Below are 14163 nucleotides of genomic sequence, written 5' to 3'. Positions count from 1 at the left end.
GCCCGCTGATGAACAGTTCCCCACCGGAACCAGAGGCCGGGCCTCCTGACGATCCCCGTGACGGGCTCCGGGACGGACCTGGTGGTGGAGCCGATGACGGGCGTCGGCCACCCGTCCATGACCGGCCTCGTGGTGGGCTTCGTGGCGGGTCGGGGCGGCGTTCGATCTCCGGGCGGTTGCCGTGGGTGCTGGTGGTGCCTGCCGTGCTGGGGCTGGTCTTTCTGGTGCTGCCGCTGGTGGGGCTGCTGGTCCGGGCGCCGTGGTCCACACTGCCGGCACGGCTGACCGAGCCGCAGGTGCTGGAGGCGTTGCGGCTGTCGCTGATCACCGCGACCGTCGCCACCGTCCTGTGCCTGTTGCTGGGGGTGCCGCTGGCGTGGCTGCTGGCCCGGGTGGAGTTTCCCGGACGGCGGGTGGTGCGGGCTCTGGTGACCGTGCCGCTGGTGCTGCCGCCGGTGGTCGGGGGTGTCGCGTTGCTGCTGGTGCTGGGGCGGCGCGGGCTGGTCGGGGAGTGGCTTGAGGCCGGTTTCGGGGTCACGCTGCCGTTCACCACGGCGGGGGTGGTCGTGGCGGAGGCGTTCGTGGCGATGCCGTTCCTGGTGATCAGCGTGGAGGGTGCGCTGCGTGCCGCCGACCGGCGGTTCGAGGAGGCCGCCGCGACGCTGGGGGCCTCGCGGTGGACGGTGTTCCGGCGGGTGACGCTGCCCATGGTCATGCCGGGGGTCGTCGCGGGGGCGGTGTTGTGCTGGGCGCGGGCGCTGGGCGAGTTCGGGGCGACGATCACGTTCGCCGGCAACTTCCCCGGTACGACCCGGACGATGCCGCTGGCCGTCTACCTGGCCCTGGAGACCGATCCGGAGGCGGCGATCGTGCTCAGCCTCGTGCTGCTGGCCGTCTCCGTCACCATCCTGGCCAGCCTGCGCGACCGATGGGTGAGCGCGCCGTGACCAGCCTGAGCGATCGAGGAGGTGAGCGCGCCGTGAGCCTTGAGGCGCGGCTCGTGGTCGAGCGGGCCGCTTTCACTCTCGACCTGGCGCTCGACGTACGGGCGGGTGAGGTGGTGGCGCTGCTCGGCCCCAACGGGGCGGGCAAGACCACCGCTCTGCGCGCCCTGGCCGGGCTGACCCGGTTGTCCGGTGGGCATGTCACCCTGCGCGGCAGGCCGTTGCACACCCTGCCCGCCGAGAGCCGTCCGATCGGCATGGTCTTCCAGGACTACCTGCTTTTCCCGCACCTGTCCGCGCTGGACAACGTCGCCTTCGGCCTGCGCTGCCAGGGGATGTCCAAGGCCGACGCCCGGGCCGCCGCCACCGGGCTGCTGGAGCGGGTCGGGCTGTCCGAGCGCGCGGCGGCCAGGCCGCGGCAGTTGTCCGGCGGGCAGGCCCAGCGGGTCGCGCTCGCCCGCGCGCTCGCCGTACGGCCAGAACTGCTGTTGCTGGACGAGCCACTGGCGGCCCTCGACGCGCACACCCGGCTGGAGATCCGGTCCCAGTTGCGGCGTCATCTGGCCGACTTCGACGGCGTCACCGTCCTGGTCACCCACGATCCGCTGGACGCGATGGTGCTGGCCGACCGGCTGATCGTCATCGAGCACGGCGCCGTCGTCCAGCAGGGCGCCCCGGCCGAGGTCGCCCGGCGGCCCCGTACCGACTACGTGGCCCGGCTCGTCGGGCTCAATCTGTATCGCGGCGTGGCCGGCGAGGGCCGGGTCGAGGTGGGGGAGTTGCTGCTGCACACCTCCGAACCCGCGACCGACGGGGCGGCGTTCGTCGCCTTCCCGCCCGCCGCCGTGGCGCTGTACCGGACCCGCCCGGACGGCAGCCCGCGCAACCTGTGGCAGGCTCGCATCGGGGGGATCGAACGGCACGGCGACAACGTCCGCGTCCACCTCGACGGCCCCGTCACCGCCTTCGCCGACATCACCCCCGCCGCGCTCGCCGACCTCGACCTGACCGCCGGCCAGCAGATCTGGGCCTCGGTCAAGGCCACGGAAACCCACGCCTACCCCGCCTGAGCCGAGAGCCCCGGGGACCGAGGCGGTGTGACGGATGCGACCCTCTCGGGAGGGCCGGTGCCGGGGCTTCGTGCTGATGGATGCGGTCCTCTTGGAAGAGCCGCCGCTGGAGGATCTGTGCCGACGGATGTGATGCTTGAGGAAGGATCACTACCGGAGGATTCGCGCCTTTCAGGAGGTTTCATGGCCAGCCCCGCTCCCGCCGGTGACTTCGACTACGACCGGCACGGGCACGGCTACGCCCGGCAGCGGCGTACCGATCCGCGCATCGCCGCCCACGTCCAGGCCGCGCTCGGACCGGCCCGTACCGTCGTCAACGTCGGCGCGGGCGCCGGGTCCTACGAGCCGGAGGATCGTCACGTCGTGGCGGTCGAGCCGTCGGCGGCGATGCGCGCCCAGCGCCCGCGTCACCTGGCCCCAGCCGTGAACGCGATCGCCGAACGGCTGCCCTTCGACGACGACGCCTTCGACGCCGCCATGGCGACCGTCACCGTCCACCAGTGGAGCGACACCGAGCGGGGGCTGCGCGAGCTGCGCCGGGTCAGCCGTGGGCCCGTCGTCCTGCTGACCTTCGACGGCGACGCGCTCGACCTGCTCTGGCTGGCCGAGTACGCCCCCGAGCTGATCGCCGCGGAACGCCGCCGCTACCTGCCGATCGATCTGATCGCCTCCCTCGTCGGCGGGCGGGCCGACGTGGTGCCGGTCGCGATCCCGATCGACTGCGTGGACGGGTTCACCGAGGCGTACTACGCCCGCCCCGAGCGCTTCCTCGACCCGGGAGTGCGCGCCTCGCAGTCGGCCTGGGGCTTCGTCGACGACGCGGCCGAGGCCCACGCGGTCGAAGAGCTGCGGCGCGACCTGGAAAGCGGCGCCTGGGACCACCGCCACGGCCGGCTGCGCGACCAGCCCGAGTTCCTCGGCTCGCTCCGCCTGATCATCGGCCACCCCTGACCGGAGGGCGGCGCCGTCGGACGGCCTGGAGGGTGGTCAGGCGGCGACGGCGGCGCGGAAGGTGGCCAGGGCTTCGGGGCCGAAGTAGGCGCCGTAGCTGGTCGTGGTGTTGCGCAGGGCGTGGGCGGAGATCACGTAGCCGGTGCCGGTGGTCCGGTTGAACTCCTGGAACCAGGGCCCGCCGCTGGAGCCGCCGCCCATGTCGCAGAGCATCGCGTACTTCATGCCGTAGGAGGGGTCGACGGACTCGCCGCTGCAGTACTGCAGGGTCTTGCCGCCGTTGCCGTTGCTCGGGTAGCCGAACAGGAAGTTGGACGTCCCCTCGGTGGTCACGTTGAACCTGAGGCCCTGCCCGCCCACGGTCTGCACGGGGGTCTTGCTCTTCACCTTGTTGACGACCAGCATGCCGAAGTCGAGCGGCGGCTGGTGGGCGTTGTCCTTGTAGTAGCCGGACCAGATGTACATGGTGCGCGCGGTGAACTTCCCGTACGGCGCCGCCCCGTCCTTATAGGCGGGCACGAAGACCAGGTTGGTGCTCCAGCGCCCGTCACCGTCGATCATGGCGTGCGCGACGGTCACGATCACGTCCCCGTCGGTGCTGTTCACCACGGTGCCGGAGGCCACGAAGTCCTTGCCGTTGCCGCCCGTGCCGAACACCTTGCCGGCCGTCTTGGCGATGAGGCCGCCGGACTTCCACGTCTGCTGGGCGGCCGCCATGGGGGCGAGGGACGGGCCCTTCGCGCGCTTGGGTCCCGGGCCGGGCGCGGGCGCGATCTCCACGGGGTCGCCGGCCGCCAGTGTCGTCGCGCGGCCGGTCGCCGCCTTGGCCGAGCCGGCGGGGGCGGTCAGCGGCCGGGCGGCGCGCATGCGTTCGGGCGTCCAGTAGCCGTCACCGGCGGCGTAGGTGGCCGCGATCCGGTGCTCGACGGGTCCGTCCTTCTCGGGCGCGGCGACGGCGCCGGACCCGAGCAGCAAGGTGGTCAACCCGGCAACGGCCAGGGTACGCATGGGGCCTCCGTGACAAATGGGGTTACGGAGATTTACCACACATGTCGTCTATGGCGGGAATCGGAGGTTTGGCCGGGTCGACCGCCCAGGTCGGGAGATGCCGGGTCAGGGGCGGTCGGCGCAGAGGGTGAGGGGCGGGTGGCGGTAGACGATGGCGCGTGGCAGCACGTCAGGGGTCTTGGTCCAGTTGGGTACGTCCTTGCCGCAGACCGAGGCGTCGGCGGTGCCGTCCGACACTTTGGTGACCCGATAGGTCGCGGCGGGGCCGCAGCTCACCTTGGACGCGCGGCCGGTGGGGAAGCCGATCTCCTGATAGAAGCAGTCGCCCTCGCTCGCGTTCAGCGTCAGGCACAGGCGGGTGCGCGACCGGCGGGTGCCGACCTCCACGTAACCGTTGGTGACGTCGCCGCAGCGGTCGTCCTTCTCGATCATCTTGTACGCGGCCCGCGGGCTGGTGCACGGAACGAGGCGGAAGTCGTCCCGGACGGTCTTGCCGCCCTTGCCCTGAGCTTCGAGGCAGGAGCCGACCTTGGCCCGGCTCGGATCGTCCTCGGCGGCACAACCCGCCGTCACGGCGATCATCAGCACACAGGCGAGTCCCATGGCGAGGCGGGCGAGGGGGCGGTGGCGGGTGGTGCCGGTCATGGCAAGGCAGCCTAGTGAGCTCCCCGGACACTTCCCCTCATTTACCGAATAGCCGAAATGTCAGCCTTCACTCCGGCCAGGGTGAGTCAAGGATCGTGTCGGCGAAGTTCCCCCGCTGGAAGCCGGGCACATAGCGTTCGAGCACATCGGCCTTCACGTTCCCGAACGTGGTCTCCGGTTTGGGCGCGATGCCCTCCGTGAACGCCCGCAGGATCGCCTGCTTGAAGCCCGGTCGCGGATGCAGGGCGGTGACCTCGGCCCGCTGCTCGTCGGTGAGGTCGTAGTAGCCGAGGCCGAGCACGTCGTACTCGACTCCGGCGGTGACCAGGGCGACCTCGGGCTCCATGTACTCGGGGATGCCGGGGGTCGTGTGCAGTGCGATCGCGGTCCACACCCGCCGGACGCTGTCCTCGGGCACGCCGCGTTCGCGCAGGAAGCCGCGGGCGGCGTCGGCGCCGTCCACCTCGAAGCGCCGCCCGCTGCCGCGGTGCTCCTCGTTCAGCCCCAGGTCGTGGAACATGGCGGCGATGTACAGCAGTTCGGGGTCGAAGCTCAGGTCGCGCTCGCGGCCCTGGAGGACGCCCCAGAAGTAGACCCGGCGCGAATGGTGATAGATCAGGTCACTCGTGGCCTGCCGCACGAAATCGGTGGCCTCGGCCGCCAGTCTGGTGTCCGGAACACTCTTCTTGATCCCCATGCCGACCCCCTCCCGCGCCTTCCCGGCGTCCCACGGAACCCTTCCCGCCGCCGCGACCTCGCCGAATGCACGAGTCGGTGAAGATCTGACAAAGCCCCTTTGTACGCCCGCAGCCACCCCCAGAGCCCCGCCGACTTCTAGGGATATATTCAGATATAGAGGACAAAACGCCCATCGTTGTCTTCGTCCCCTGCCGGGGAGGAGGTGGTCCGCGAGCCTGTGCCGCGAACGCATGCCCCATCACGAGCGCATGCCCCACCACTTCCGACGCGAGGGAGAGAGCACCATGCCTGGTAACAAGGGAGTCATCTACGAAGGCCCAGGCAAGGTCGAGGTTCACGAGATCGACTATCCCGGATTCGAGCTGAAGGACGGCCCCGGCGTGAATCCGGCCAACATCGGCCGCAAACTGCCGCACGCCGCGATACTCAAGGCGGTCGCCACCAACATCTGCGGTAGCGACCAGCACATGGTACGCGGGCGCACCACCGCCCCCCAGGGCCTCGTCCTCGGTCATGAGATCACCGGGGAGGTCGTGGAGACGGGCCCGGGCGTGGAGTTCATCAAGAAGGGCGACCTCGTGTCGGTCCCGTTCAACATCGCCTGCGGACGCTGCCGCAACTGCAAGGAGGGCAACACCGGCATCTGCGAGAACGTCAACCCCGACCGGCCCGGCTCGGCGTACGGCTACGTCGACATGGGCGGCTGGGTCGGCGGGCAGGCCGAGTACGTCCTCGTCCCGTACGCCGACTGGAACCTGCTCAAGTTCCCCGACCGGGACCAGGCGATGGAGAAGATCCTCGATCTGGCCATGCTCGCGGACATCTTCCCGACCGGCTTCCACGGCTGCGTGACGGCGGGAGTGGGCCCCGGATCCACGGTCTACATCGCCGGCGCCGGACCGGTCGGCCTGGCCGCCGCCGCGTCCGCGCACCTGCTCGGGGCCGCCGTCGTCATCGTCGGCGACCTGAACAAGGAACGCCTGGACCAGGCCCGCAGCTTCGGCTGCGAGACCGTCAACGTCGCCACGGGCGAACCGAGGGACCAGATCGAGCAGATCCTCGGCGAGCCGGAGGTGGACTGCGCCGTGGACGCGGTCGGCTTCGAGGCGCGCGGCCACGGCCGCGAGGCGGAGGTGGAGCGTCCCGCCACCGTGCTCAACACGCTCATGGACGTCACCAGGGCGGGCGGCGCGCTCGGCATCCCCGGCCTGTACGTGACGGGCGACCCGGGCGCCTCCGACGAGGCCGCCAAGCACGGCTCGCTGTCCATCCGCATCGGTCTGGGCTGGGCCAAGTCGCACAGCTTCGCCACCGGCCAGTGCCCGGTCATGCGTTACAACCGCCGGCTCATGCAGGCGATCCTGCACGACAAGGTACAGATCGCCAAGGCGGTCAACGCCACGGCGATCGGGCTGGACGAGGCGCCGCGCGGGTATCACGAGTTCGACGAGGGCGCGGCCAAGAAGTACGTCCTCGACCCGAACGGCATGCTGCCCAAGGCGGCCTGACCGGCGCAGCCGCCGGAGGCCGCCGCCATCCCCGCGGCCTCCGGCGGCTCGCCCCTTTCCGCTCCCCTACGGGCTACGCCGTGGCGGCCCTGACGCCGAGGGCGACGAGCACCACGGCGCTCACCCTGCCGACCACCCGCCGGAACCGCGCCTCGCGCACGAGGTGCGCTCCTCGGTGCAGCAGCGCCGTCCAGGTGAGCAACCACACCGCCATCAGCGCGGCGTGGACGGTGGCCAGGCCGAGGATCTGCCCGGCGACGGAAGAGCCGGGCACGACGAACTGCGGCACCAGGGTGAGGTAGATGGAGGCGGCCTTGGGGTTGAGCACATTCGCGAGCACGGCCTGAACGTAGACGGACCGGGCCCGTCCGGGCCGGTCGGCGGACGCGGGAGGCGGAGGGCCGGCGGACTCGGGAGGCGCGGGCCGGCCGGCGGGCTGGTGAGGCCGGGGGCGGGCGGCGGTGTGCCAGGTCCACACGCCGAGCCCCACGAGGTAGGCCGCGCCGGCGAGCTTGACCACGGTGAACGCCTGCGCCGAGTGCATGATCAGCGCCGACAGACCGGCCACGGCCAGGGTCGCGTGGGCGTACAGGCCGGTCGCGGTCCCGAGGATCACGGGCACGGCCTGCCGCCGGCCGCCGGTCGTGACGTGCTGGACGAGCAGGGTCATGCTGGCGCCGGGCGTGGCGATGACGGGCAGGATCGCCAGGAGAAACCCGGCGGCCGCGTACAGACGGATCATGCCTGGAGCACGACGCGGAAGTGCGTGGTGAGACGGCGTTCGTCGTCCAGGACGTGGAAGGCGAGGCCGGGCGGCTGCTCGCGGTCGTCGGGCCGGTCGCCCTCCCACGGCATCCGCAGGGTCCAGGTGACGGCCGGGCCGACGATCAGGGGCCGGCCGGCGAACGTGGAGGCGGCGGCGGTGTGGGCGTGGCCGGTGAGCACGGCGGCGACCTGGGGATGCTCGTCGAGCAGCGCGGCCAGCTCGGCGGCCGACTCCATCCGGCAGCCGTCGGGCAGCGGGTGGTGCAGCACGACGGGCGGTTGGTGGAAGGCGATCAGAGCGGGCGTGCCCGGGGCGAGGCCGTCGAGGGTGGCGCGCATCCAGGCGAGCGTCTCCTGGTCGAGGCGGCCCTCGTCGCGGCCGGGGATCGTGGTGTCGCACATCAGGACGGCGGTCCCGGCCAGGTGGTGCACCTCGTTGACGGGGCCCGTGCCGGGCGGCCGGCCCAGCAGTGCCTTGCGGTAGGCCGGACGGGCGTCGTGGTTGCCGGGGCAGGTCAGCACAGGGAAGGGGGCGGCGAGGAGCTCGGCGGCCTCCTCGTACTCGGACTCCGCGCCGTGATCGGCGATGTCGCCGGTGACCAGCAGGGCGTCCACCGGGCGGGGGAGCGCGCGCAGGTAGTCCATGACCAGGCGGGCGCGCCGGGACGCCCGTTCGGTGCCGTCGAGGTGCAGGTCGCTGATCTGGGCCAGGAGCAACGTCATCGGGCGGGCCTCCTACGAGGGCGTCTAATGGTTAATTCTGTTTTGGCGTTAGTGACGATAAGGTACGGGGAGGATGCGGGCAACAGGAGGAGGCGAGATGGGGAGCTGGCCGGCGCTGGAGCTGGCGAGCACGATCCGCCACGACGGCGACGGCGGTGTCGCCGACGACCTGGACACCCCGGTGGGCGCGACCCGCTGGGTCCGGCAGCAGGGCGAGTCGCTGGGCGACCAGGTGGACGTGGCGCGGTTCGTGGTGGACGACGGGCTCTGGAACGAGATCATCGAGCTGCGCCGGGCGGTACGCGCGTTGTTCGCGCACGCGGTCAGCCCGGCGCCGCCGAGCCGGGCCGACGCCCACCGGCTGATGCCGGTCGAGCAGGCGCTGGCTCGCCTCAACGCGGCCGCCGCCCGCGAGGCCGTGGTCCCGCGCCTCGACTGGCCCAAGGGTGCGCCGCCCAGGACGGTGGTGTTCTCGGCCGAGCCCGACGCCGGCGTCCGCCTGGTCGCGGCCCTGGCCCGGGCCACCATCGACTTCCTCAGCGGTCCTGAACGCGAGCGGCTGCGCGCCTGCAACGCGCCCCGATGCGTGCGTTACTTCGTGAAGAGCCACGGGCGGCAGGAATGGTGCAAACCATCCTGCGGCAACCGGGCCCGGGTCGCCCGCCACTACGAACGCCACACCGCCGCCACCCCCACGGACCCGACCGGCTAGCCCATCTCCGGTCGCGCGGCCCCCACCATCTCCGCACCCGGGCCTGCGGCGCGGAGGGTGAGTAGGGGTTACTCATGCCGGACGCCCCCGCGCGGAGGAGCGTGACTGTCGCAACGTCCCGACAGCACACCTTTCGCGCAGGGGGAACCACATGTGGACAAGAGCGCTGACCGCCTGTCTCTTAGCCGTGGCCGGCCTGTTCGCGCTGCCGGTCACCCCCGCACGGAGCGCACCGGCCACGCAGCCGGTGACCGTGCGGATCATGTCCGTGGAGTGCGAACACTGCACGGATGAAGGACTCGAGGACGCCGGCAAAGGCGCCCCCGACTTCTACGCCAAGATCAGCATCGGCTCCCAGACCTTCACCACGCCCAGGGCGCCCGACGACCGGACGAAGGTCTTCGTCCCCGAGGGATGGACGATGACGCAGCAGGTGTCCACCTCGCTGCCCTCGGTGGACATCTCGGTGCAGATCTGGGACGCGGACGTCTTCCCCGACCTCAACGGCGACGACCTGGCCGACAGCACGCCCCGCCCCGATGACGCCACCAGCCGGTTCAAGCTGGACCTGGTGGACGGCAGCCTGTCCGGCGACCTGACCTCATCCAACCAGTGCCTGCTCGGCAACGGCGAGGAGGACCAGCCGCCGGTGCAGGTCTGTTTCGACGTCCGGCCGTACTCGTTCGAGGACGGCGACGGCGACGGCTTCACCGACTACGCCGAGCACCGCGGCCTCGACTTCAACGGCGACGGCAGCATCGACCTGCACCTTGAGCAGTTCGCCGACCCGACACGGCGTGACCTGTTCGTCGAGATCGACTGGATGAAGGACGAGGGTCCTGGCCGGGCCGACCTGGACGCGGTGGAGGGCGCGTTCGACGCCGCGCGGGTCGAGAACCCGATCACCGAGGCCCGGGGTCTGGCCCTGCACCTGATCCCTGACGAGGAGCTGACCTGGGCGGAGACGCTGCGGTTCGATGGCCGCGACGCGGGCGCGTACGACGACTTCGACGACCTGAAATGGGGTGATCCGGCGAAGTCGTGCACCCATGGCGGAGAGGACGGCCACTTCGGCACCCCCGCCGACCGCGCGAGCCCGTTGTGTGAGCAGATCCTGCTGTTCAAGCGGCTGCACTTCCGGTACGGGATCTTCATCCACGGCCTGAGCCCGGCGACCGTGACAGGACGCGACGGGAAGCAGCACCCCAACACCACGTCAGGCATGGCGGAGCTGGACGACAGGGGCGGCAACGACTTCGTCGTGTCGGTCGGCCGCTTCGCGCGCAACATCGACGTCTCCCGCTACAACGGCATCGGCGCCGTCCGCCAGGCCACACTGCTGCACGAGCTCGGCCACACCTTCGGCCTGGGCCACGGCGGGCGCACCGACGACGGCCGGCCCGACCCGGTCAACTGCAAGCCCAACTACTTCAGCATCATGAACTACTCGCGCCAGTTCGCCACCGCCAAGAGCCTGCCCGCCGACCAGCAGCTCGATCCCGACCGGCCGCTCGACCTCCAGCCCGTCGACGTCAAGCCGGAAACGCTGGCGGAGAGCAACCTGAGCGAGACGAAGGATCCCGGCGTGGACGGCGCGGGCAGCCGCCGGGTCATCTGGGGCGGCGGCACCGACAGCCAGTGGTTCCACGACCCGGCCGACGAGCCGATCAACTGGCTGGTCGACTCCAAGCGGGAAAGCTCGGTGAACGTCAACGTCAACCGCATCCCCGTCTTCGACGGCTGCCATGAGTCGCCCGGCGGGGAAACGCTGCGCAGCAGCCCCGACTGGGACCGGCTGGTCTACGACTTCACCTCCAGCCGCTACTTCTCCGAAGGCTCGCACGGCCCGTACCTGCCCGAGCTGACCGCCCACGACCTGCAACGCCAGCAGGCCGCCGACCTGAACGTGACCAAGACCGTCGACCGGGCCGAGGCCGTGCCCGGCGACCGGCTCACGTACACGGTCGAGGTCGGCAACAGGGGCCCCAGCACCGCGACCGCCGTCTCGCTGACCGACACGCCGCCCGGGGGCGCCGTCGTGACCCGCGACCTGCCCGACCTGCCGGCCGGCCGGACCGACGAGCAGACCTTCACCTACGAGGTGCCCTGCACGGTCACCGACGGCGGCGTGCTCACCAACACCGCCACGGTCACCGGCAAGGACGCCTCCGGCGGGGCCGAGCCCGCGCAACTGCTGGGCGACGACACCGCCACCGCGAAGACGACCGTGCACGTGCCGGTGCTGACGCTGACCAGGACGGCCACGCCCGGCGCGCACGCGGGCGACCCCGTCACCCACACCCTCACGTACCGCAACACCGGCTCGGCGCCGGCCACGGACGTCGTCGTGACCGACACGCTGCCGCGCGAGGTCTACTACAGCGCCGCGCTCGACCAGGGCGCGGGACCCAGACCGGCTGAGGTGGTCAAGGACGGCGACGGCCGTACCACCCTGCGCTGGAAGCCCGGCACGGTCGCGCCCGGCGCGTCCGCGACGGTCACCTACACCGCCCGCACGAGCCTGCTGACCACCGGCGGCACCGTCGTCACCACCCGGGCCACGCTCCGGTACGGCGGCGCCGGCGGCTGCGCGTACCCGGACGTGACCGCCACGGCGGACTCGACGGTCACCGAACGCCCGCCCGGCCGCGACCCCCGCGCGAAGCTCGTCTGGCAGTTGCGCGAGAGCGACTGGACGCCTGACCTGCTGGCCCGCACGCAGGCCACGGACCAGCGTTACGACGGCGCCGACGGCTCGGCCCCCGACGGCGCGCTGTCCAAGGCCGAGGTCAGGGCCGCGCTCCTGCTGCCGCTGCTGCGCGGTGAACTGCTGGCGACCTACCTCAACCTGGCCGACCGGCGGATCAACGCGGCCACCAGGATCGTCTCGGTCCCGGCCGCGCTGCTCGACCTGACGAGCGTGGGCCAGGCCGCCGGGTACGCCCAGTCGGCGCTCCAGGACGGCGACCTGCTACGGCAGACGAAGGCGACCGTGGTGCTGAACGAGATCAACCTCAACCTCAGCGAACGCTACTGAGCGGCACACATCGGGGGGCTGAGCACGTTCCACGGGCTCAGCCCCTGCCGATCAGCCCCTGCCGATCAGTCCCTACCGGTCAGCCCTCTGCCGGTCAGCCCTCTGCCGGTCAGCCCTCTGCCGGTCAGCCCTCTGCCGGTCAGCCCTCTGCCGGTCAGCCCTCTGCCGGTCAGCCCGGCGAGCCACAGTCCGCCTCAGACGCCGGGGCGTCAGGCGAGTGTCACCGTGGCGAGGTGGTCGATGACCTCGCGGGCGTCGGACTCGATGCCGTGGATGAACGTGGACCTGCGCCGCCGCAGCACCGGCAGCCCCAGCGCGTACAGCCCCGGGCTGTCCACCACGCCGCCCTCGTGCCGCAGCCGGCCCTTCTCGTCCACCACGGGCACGTCCAGCCATCCGTAGTCGGGCCGGAACCCGGTCGCCCACACGATCGTGCGGATCTCGCCGCCGCGCAGGTCGAGCTGGAGCCGCGCCCGCTCAGGCGCCCGCGTCGGGGCGAAGCGCTCGGGCGGCCCGACCTCACCGTCCCGGCCGTGCTCCCGCGCCCACGCGTCGAACGTGTCCAGCAGGCGCTCCATCTTCAGGTCCGCGAGGGAGAACACGTTGCGCAGCCCGCCGGAGAACAGCGCGCGGCCGTCCCGCACGGCGGCCAGGCGGCCCACCAGCTCGACCCCCATCGAGGTGAGCGCGTTGAGGTCGAGCGTGGTCCGCTCGTCCGTGCCGATCAGCTGGGGCGAGGGCAGCCGCCTGGCCCTGGTGAGGTCGTCGATCTCGTCGAAGCGCTGGTCCCACACGCCGGAGGCGTCCATCCACCACAGCACGTCGCGCCCCCGGTAGGTGCGCGGCAGCCGTACGTGCTCGCCCACCGAGAGCGTCACCGGACGGCCGGAGCGGCGCAGCTCGGCCGCCAGTTGCACGCCGGTCGCGGACGCCCCGACGACGAGCACGCCGCCGTCGCGGAGCTGCGCGGGACCGCGATAGTCGAACGGCGTCAGCTGCTCGACGGAGCCGGGCACCGCGCCGGCGAACGGCGGCACCACGGGCACGTTGCAGGCGCCGCTGGTGATGACCACCGACCGGCAGCGGAACTCGCCGCCGCCCGTCGTCACCTGGTAGCCGTCGCCGGCCCGCCGCACGGAGGTGACGTCGGCGCCGGTCCTGACGGGCGCGCCCGAGCGGGCGGCGAAGCCCTCGATGAACGCGGTCACCTCCGCCATCGTCATGTACCCGTCGGGGTCAGAGCCTTCGTAGCGGTGGCCGGGCAGGCGGCTCTGCCAGTTGGGCGTGAGCAGCCGGAAGGAGTCCCAGCGCTCACGCCGCCACGAGTTCGCCACCTCGCCGCGTTCGAGCACGACGTGGTCGATCGAGCGCCGGGTGAGGAAGTGGCTCGCGGCCAGTCCCGCGTGCCCGGCGCCGATGACGACGGTGGTGACGGACTCGATGACTCTGCTCCCTCAGGACGACTCGGACAAATCAGCCCGACTCGGACGGTCAGGCGACTCGGACGTTTCAGGCAGCTCAGGCCACTTCGACGGTGACGTCCGTCGGGTTCGTGAGCGCGTCGAACACGGCCGAGCGCTTCTGCGACTGGGCCACCAGCGCCTCGATGTCCTGCCTGGACGCGTCCGCGTCGATGGTGAAGGTCACCTTGATGTCGTTGAAGCCGTTGCGCACGTCGCTGTCGACGCCCAGGATGCCGCGGATGTCGTGTTTGCCTTCGAGCGCCGCCTCGACCGAGCGGAGCTGGATGCCGCGGTTCTGCGCGACGGAGGCCACGCCCGCCGTCAGGCAGCTGGCCAGGCCGATGAGGAGGTACTCGATCGGCGTGATGCCGTTGTCCTGGGCCGCGAAGACCTCGGGGTGGTCGGCGTCGAAGACCGCCTCGCTCTTGTGCTCCTGCTCCTGCCCGAGCCCGAAGAACTCCTTGACCCGCGTCGTGCTGTGGACGCCGTCCTGCCATTTCGAGGAGGCCCGCCAGACGAACTGGGCGGCCTCGGGCGCGCCCTTCAGCGCCTCGCGCGCGTCCAGCAGTGCCTGTACGTTGACTCCGTTGGCGACCGTGGTCATGTCCCGCCCCTTCGCCTGCGTTCCCACTTTCCCG

General features: G+C 71.7%; 13 protein-coding genes. 6 read left to right on the top strand and 7 right to left on the bottom strand.

All coding sequences use genetic code 11. The annotated features are described in order from the left end of the window. The first annotated feature begins 8 nt into the window (after window positions 1–8). From OIE67_RS39410 to OIE67_RS39400, 3 genes are all read left to right on the top strand, one after another. Window positions 9–947, top strand: a complete 939-nt coding sequence (locus OIE67_RS39410; RefSeq protein WP_407674773.1) for an ABC transporter permease — start codon at window positions 9–11, stop codon at window positions 945–947. A 32-nt stretch (window positions 948–979) separates the two neighbouring features. Then, entirely contained in the window at window positions 980–2014 is a 1035-nt protein-coding gene (locus OIE67_RS39405) for an ABC transporter ATP-binding protein (RefSeq protein WP_326630078.1), read from the top strand. Between the two features lie 183 nt (window positions 2015–2197). Further along, entirely contained in the window at window positions 2198–2965 is a 768-nt protein-coding gene (locus OIE67_RS39400; protein WP_326630076.1) for a methyltransferase domain-containing protein, read from the top strand. A 36-nt stretch (window positions 2966–3001) separates the two neighbouring features. On the opposite strand, the gene OIE67_RS39395 is transcribed toward OIE67_RS39400, so the two are convergent. From OIE67_RS39395 to OIE67_RS39385, 3 genes are all read right to left on the bottom strand, one after another. Next, window positions 3002–3973: a trypsin-like serine peptidase gene (locus OIE67_RS39395; RefSeq protein WP_326630074.1), complete on the bottom strand. Its 972-nt coding sequence runs from the start codon at window positions 3971–3973 to the stop codon at window positions 3002–3004. A gap of 105 nt (window positions 3974–4078) precedes the next feature. Further along, window positions 4079–4618: an LppU/SCO3897 family protein gene (locus OIE67_RS39390; protein ID WP_326630073.1), complete on the bottom strand. Its 540-nt coding sequence runs from the start codon at window positions 4616–4618 to the stop codon at window positions 4079–4081. A 67-nt stretch (window positions 4619–4685) separates the two neighbouring features. Next, the gene (locus OIE67_RS39385; protein WP_326630071.1) at window positions 4686–5315 is read right to left on the bottom strand and encodes an HD domain-containing protein; all 630 of its coding nucleotides are present in this window, start codon (window positions 5313–5315) and stop codon (window positions 4686–4688) included. A gap of 286 nt (window positions 5316–5601) precedes the next feature. Here OIE67_RS39385 and fdhA point away from each other — a divergent pair, with 286 nt between their 5' ends. Continuing rightward, on the top strand, window positions 5602–6825 hold the full coding sequence (gene fdhA / locus OIE67_RS39380; RefSeq protein WP_326630069.1) for a formaldehyde dehydrogenase, glutathione-independent: 1224 nt from the start codon (window positions 5602–5604) through the stop codon (window positions 6823–6825). A 73-nt stretch (window positions 6826–6898) separates the two neighbouring features. Here fdhA and OIE67_RS39375 read toward each other — a convergent pair whose 3' ends face one another. Both OIE67_RS39375 and OIE67_RS39370 read right to left on the bottom strand, forming a co-directional pair. Continuing rightward, window positions 6899–7567: a LysE family translocator gene (locus tag OIE67_RS39375; protein WP_326630067.1), complete on the bottom strand. Its 669-nt coding sequence runs from the start codon at window positions 7565–7567 to the stop codon at window positions 6899–6901. Further along, window positions 7564–8313 carry a metallophosphoesterase gene (locus OIE67_RS39370; RefSeq protein ID WP_326630065.1) on the bottom strand — a complete coding sequence of 250 codons (750 nt, stop codon included), beginning with the start codon at window positions 8311–8313 and terminating at the stop codon, window positions 7564–7566. Before OIE67_RS39370 ends, OIE67_RS39375 begins: the two co-directional genes overlap by 4 nt. Window positions 8314–8410: 97 nt before the next feature. On the opposite strand from OIE67_RS39370, the gene OIE67_RS39365 reads away from it, so the two are divergent. Together OIE67_RS39365 and OIE67_RS39360 are read left to right on the top strand one after the other, a co-directional pair. Then, entirely contained in the window at window positions 8411–9025 is a 615-nt protein-coding gene (locus OIE67_RS39365) for a CGNR zinc finger domain-containing protein (protein ID WP_326630063.1), read from the top strand. A 151-nt stretch (window positions 9026–9176) separates the two neighbouring features. Beyond that, window positions 9177–12062: a DUF7507 domain-containing protein gene (locus OIE67_RS39360; RefSeq protein ID WP_326630061.1), complete on the top strand. Its 2886-nt coding sequence runs from the start codon at window positions 9177–9179 to the stop codon at window positions 12060–12062. A 209-nt stretch (window positions 12063–12271) separates the two neighbouring features. On the opposite strand, the gene OIE67_RS39355 is transcribed toward OIE67_RS39360, so the two are convergent. Both OIE67_RS39355 and OIE67_RS39350 read right to left on the bottom strand, forming a co-directional pair. After that, window positions 12272–13480 (bottom strand): NAD(P)-binding domain-containing protein, encoded by a 1209-nt coding sequence (locus tag OIE67_RS39355; RefSeq protein ID WP_326645612.1) that lies wholly within the window; start codon window positions 13478–13480, stop codon window positions 12272–12274. A 100-nt stretch (window positions 13481–13580) separates the two neighbouring features. Beyond that, the gene (locus tag OIE67_RS39350; RefSeq protein ID WP_106236907.1) at window positions 13581–14129 is read right to left on the bottom strand and encodes an OsmC family protein; all 549 of its coding nucleotides are present in this window, start codon (window positions 14127–14129) and stop codon (window positions 13581–13583) included. Window positions 14130–14163: the final 34 nt, after the last annotated feature.

The organism is Nonomuraea fuscirosea, from assembly GCF_035917475.1.
Classification (GTDB): domain Bacteria; phylum Actinomycetota; class Actinomycetes; order Streptosporangiales; family Streptosporangiaceae; genus Nonomuraea; species Nonomuraea fuscirosea.
This window is presented reverse-complemented; position numbering and strand designations above follow the sequence as displayed.

What these genes read in the sequence shown, in the direction of transcription:
- OIE67_RS39410 (WP_407674773.1), top strand. Translation starts at nt 9, where the DNA reads ATGAACAGTTCCCCACCGGAACCAGAGGCCGGGCCTCCTGACGATCCC.
- OIE67_RS39400 (WP_326630076.1), top strand. Translation starts at nt 2,198, where the DNA reads ATGGCCAGCCCCGCTCCCGCCGGTGACTTCGACTACGACCGGCACGGG.
- OIE67_RS39395 (WP_326630074.1), bottom strand. Translation starts at nt 3,973, where the DNA reads ATGCGTACCCTGGCCGTTGCCGGGTTGACCACCTTGCTGCTCGGGTCC.
- OIE67_RS39390 (WP_326630073.1), bottom strand. Translation starts at nt 4,618, where the DNA reads ATGACCGGCACCACCCGCCACCGCCCCCTCGCCCGCCTCGCCATGGGA.
- OIE67_RS39385 (WP_326630071.1), bottom strand. Translation starts at nt 5,315, where the DNA reads ATGGGGATCAAGAAGAGTGTTCCGGACACCAGACTGGCGGCCGAGGCC.
- fdhA (WP_326630069.1), top strand. Translation starts at nt 5,602, where the DNA reads ATGCCTGGTAACAAGGGAGTCATCTACGAAGGCCCAGGCAAGGTCGAG.
- OIE67_RS39375 (WP_326630067.1), bottom strand. Translation starts at nt 7,567, where the DNA reads ATGATCCGTCTGTACGCGGCCGCCGGGTTTCTCCTGGCGATCCTGCCC.
- OIE67_RS39370 (WP_326630065.1), bottom strand. Translation starts at nt 8,313, where the DNA reads ATGACGTTGCTCCTGGCCCAGATCAGCGACCTGCACCTCGACGGCACC.
- OIE67_RS39365 (WP_326630063.1), top strand. Translation starts at nt 8,411, where the DNA reads ATGGGGAGCTGGCCGGCGCTGGAGCTGGCGAGCACGATCCGCCACGAC.
- OIE67_RS39360 (WP_326630061.1), top strand. Translation starts at nt 9,177, where the DNA reads ATGTGGACAAGAGCGCTGACCGCCTGTCTCTTAGCCGTGGCCGGCCTG.
- OIE67_RS39350 (WP_106236907.1), bottom strand. Translation starts at nt 14,129, where the DNA reads ATGACCACGGTCGCCAACGGAGTCAACGTACAGGCACTGCTGGACGCG.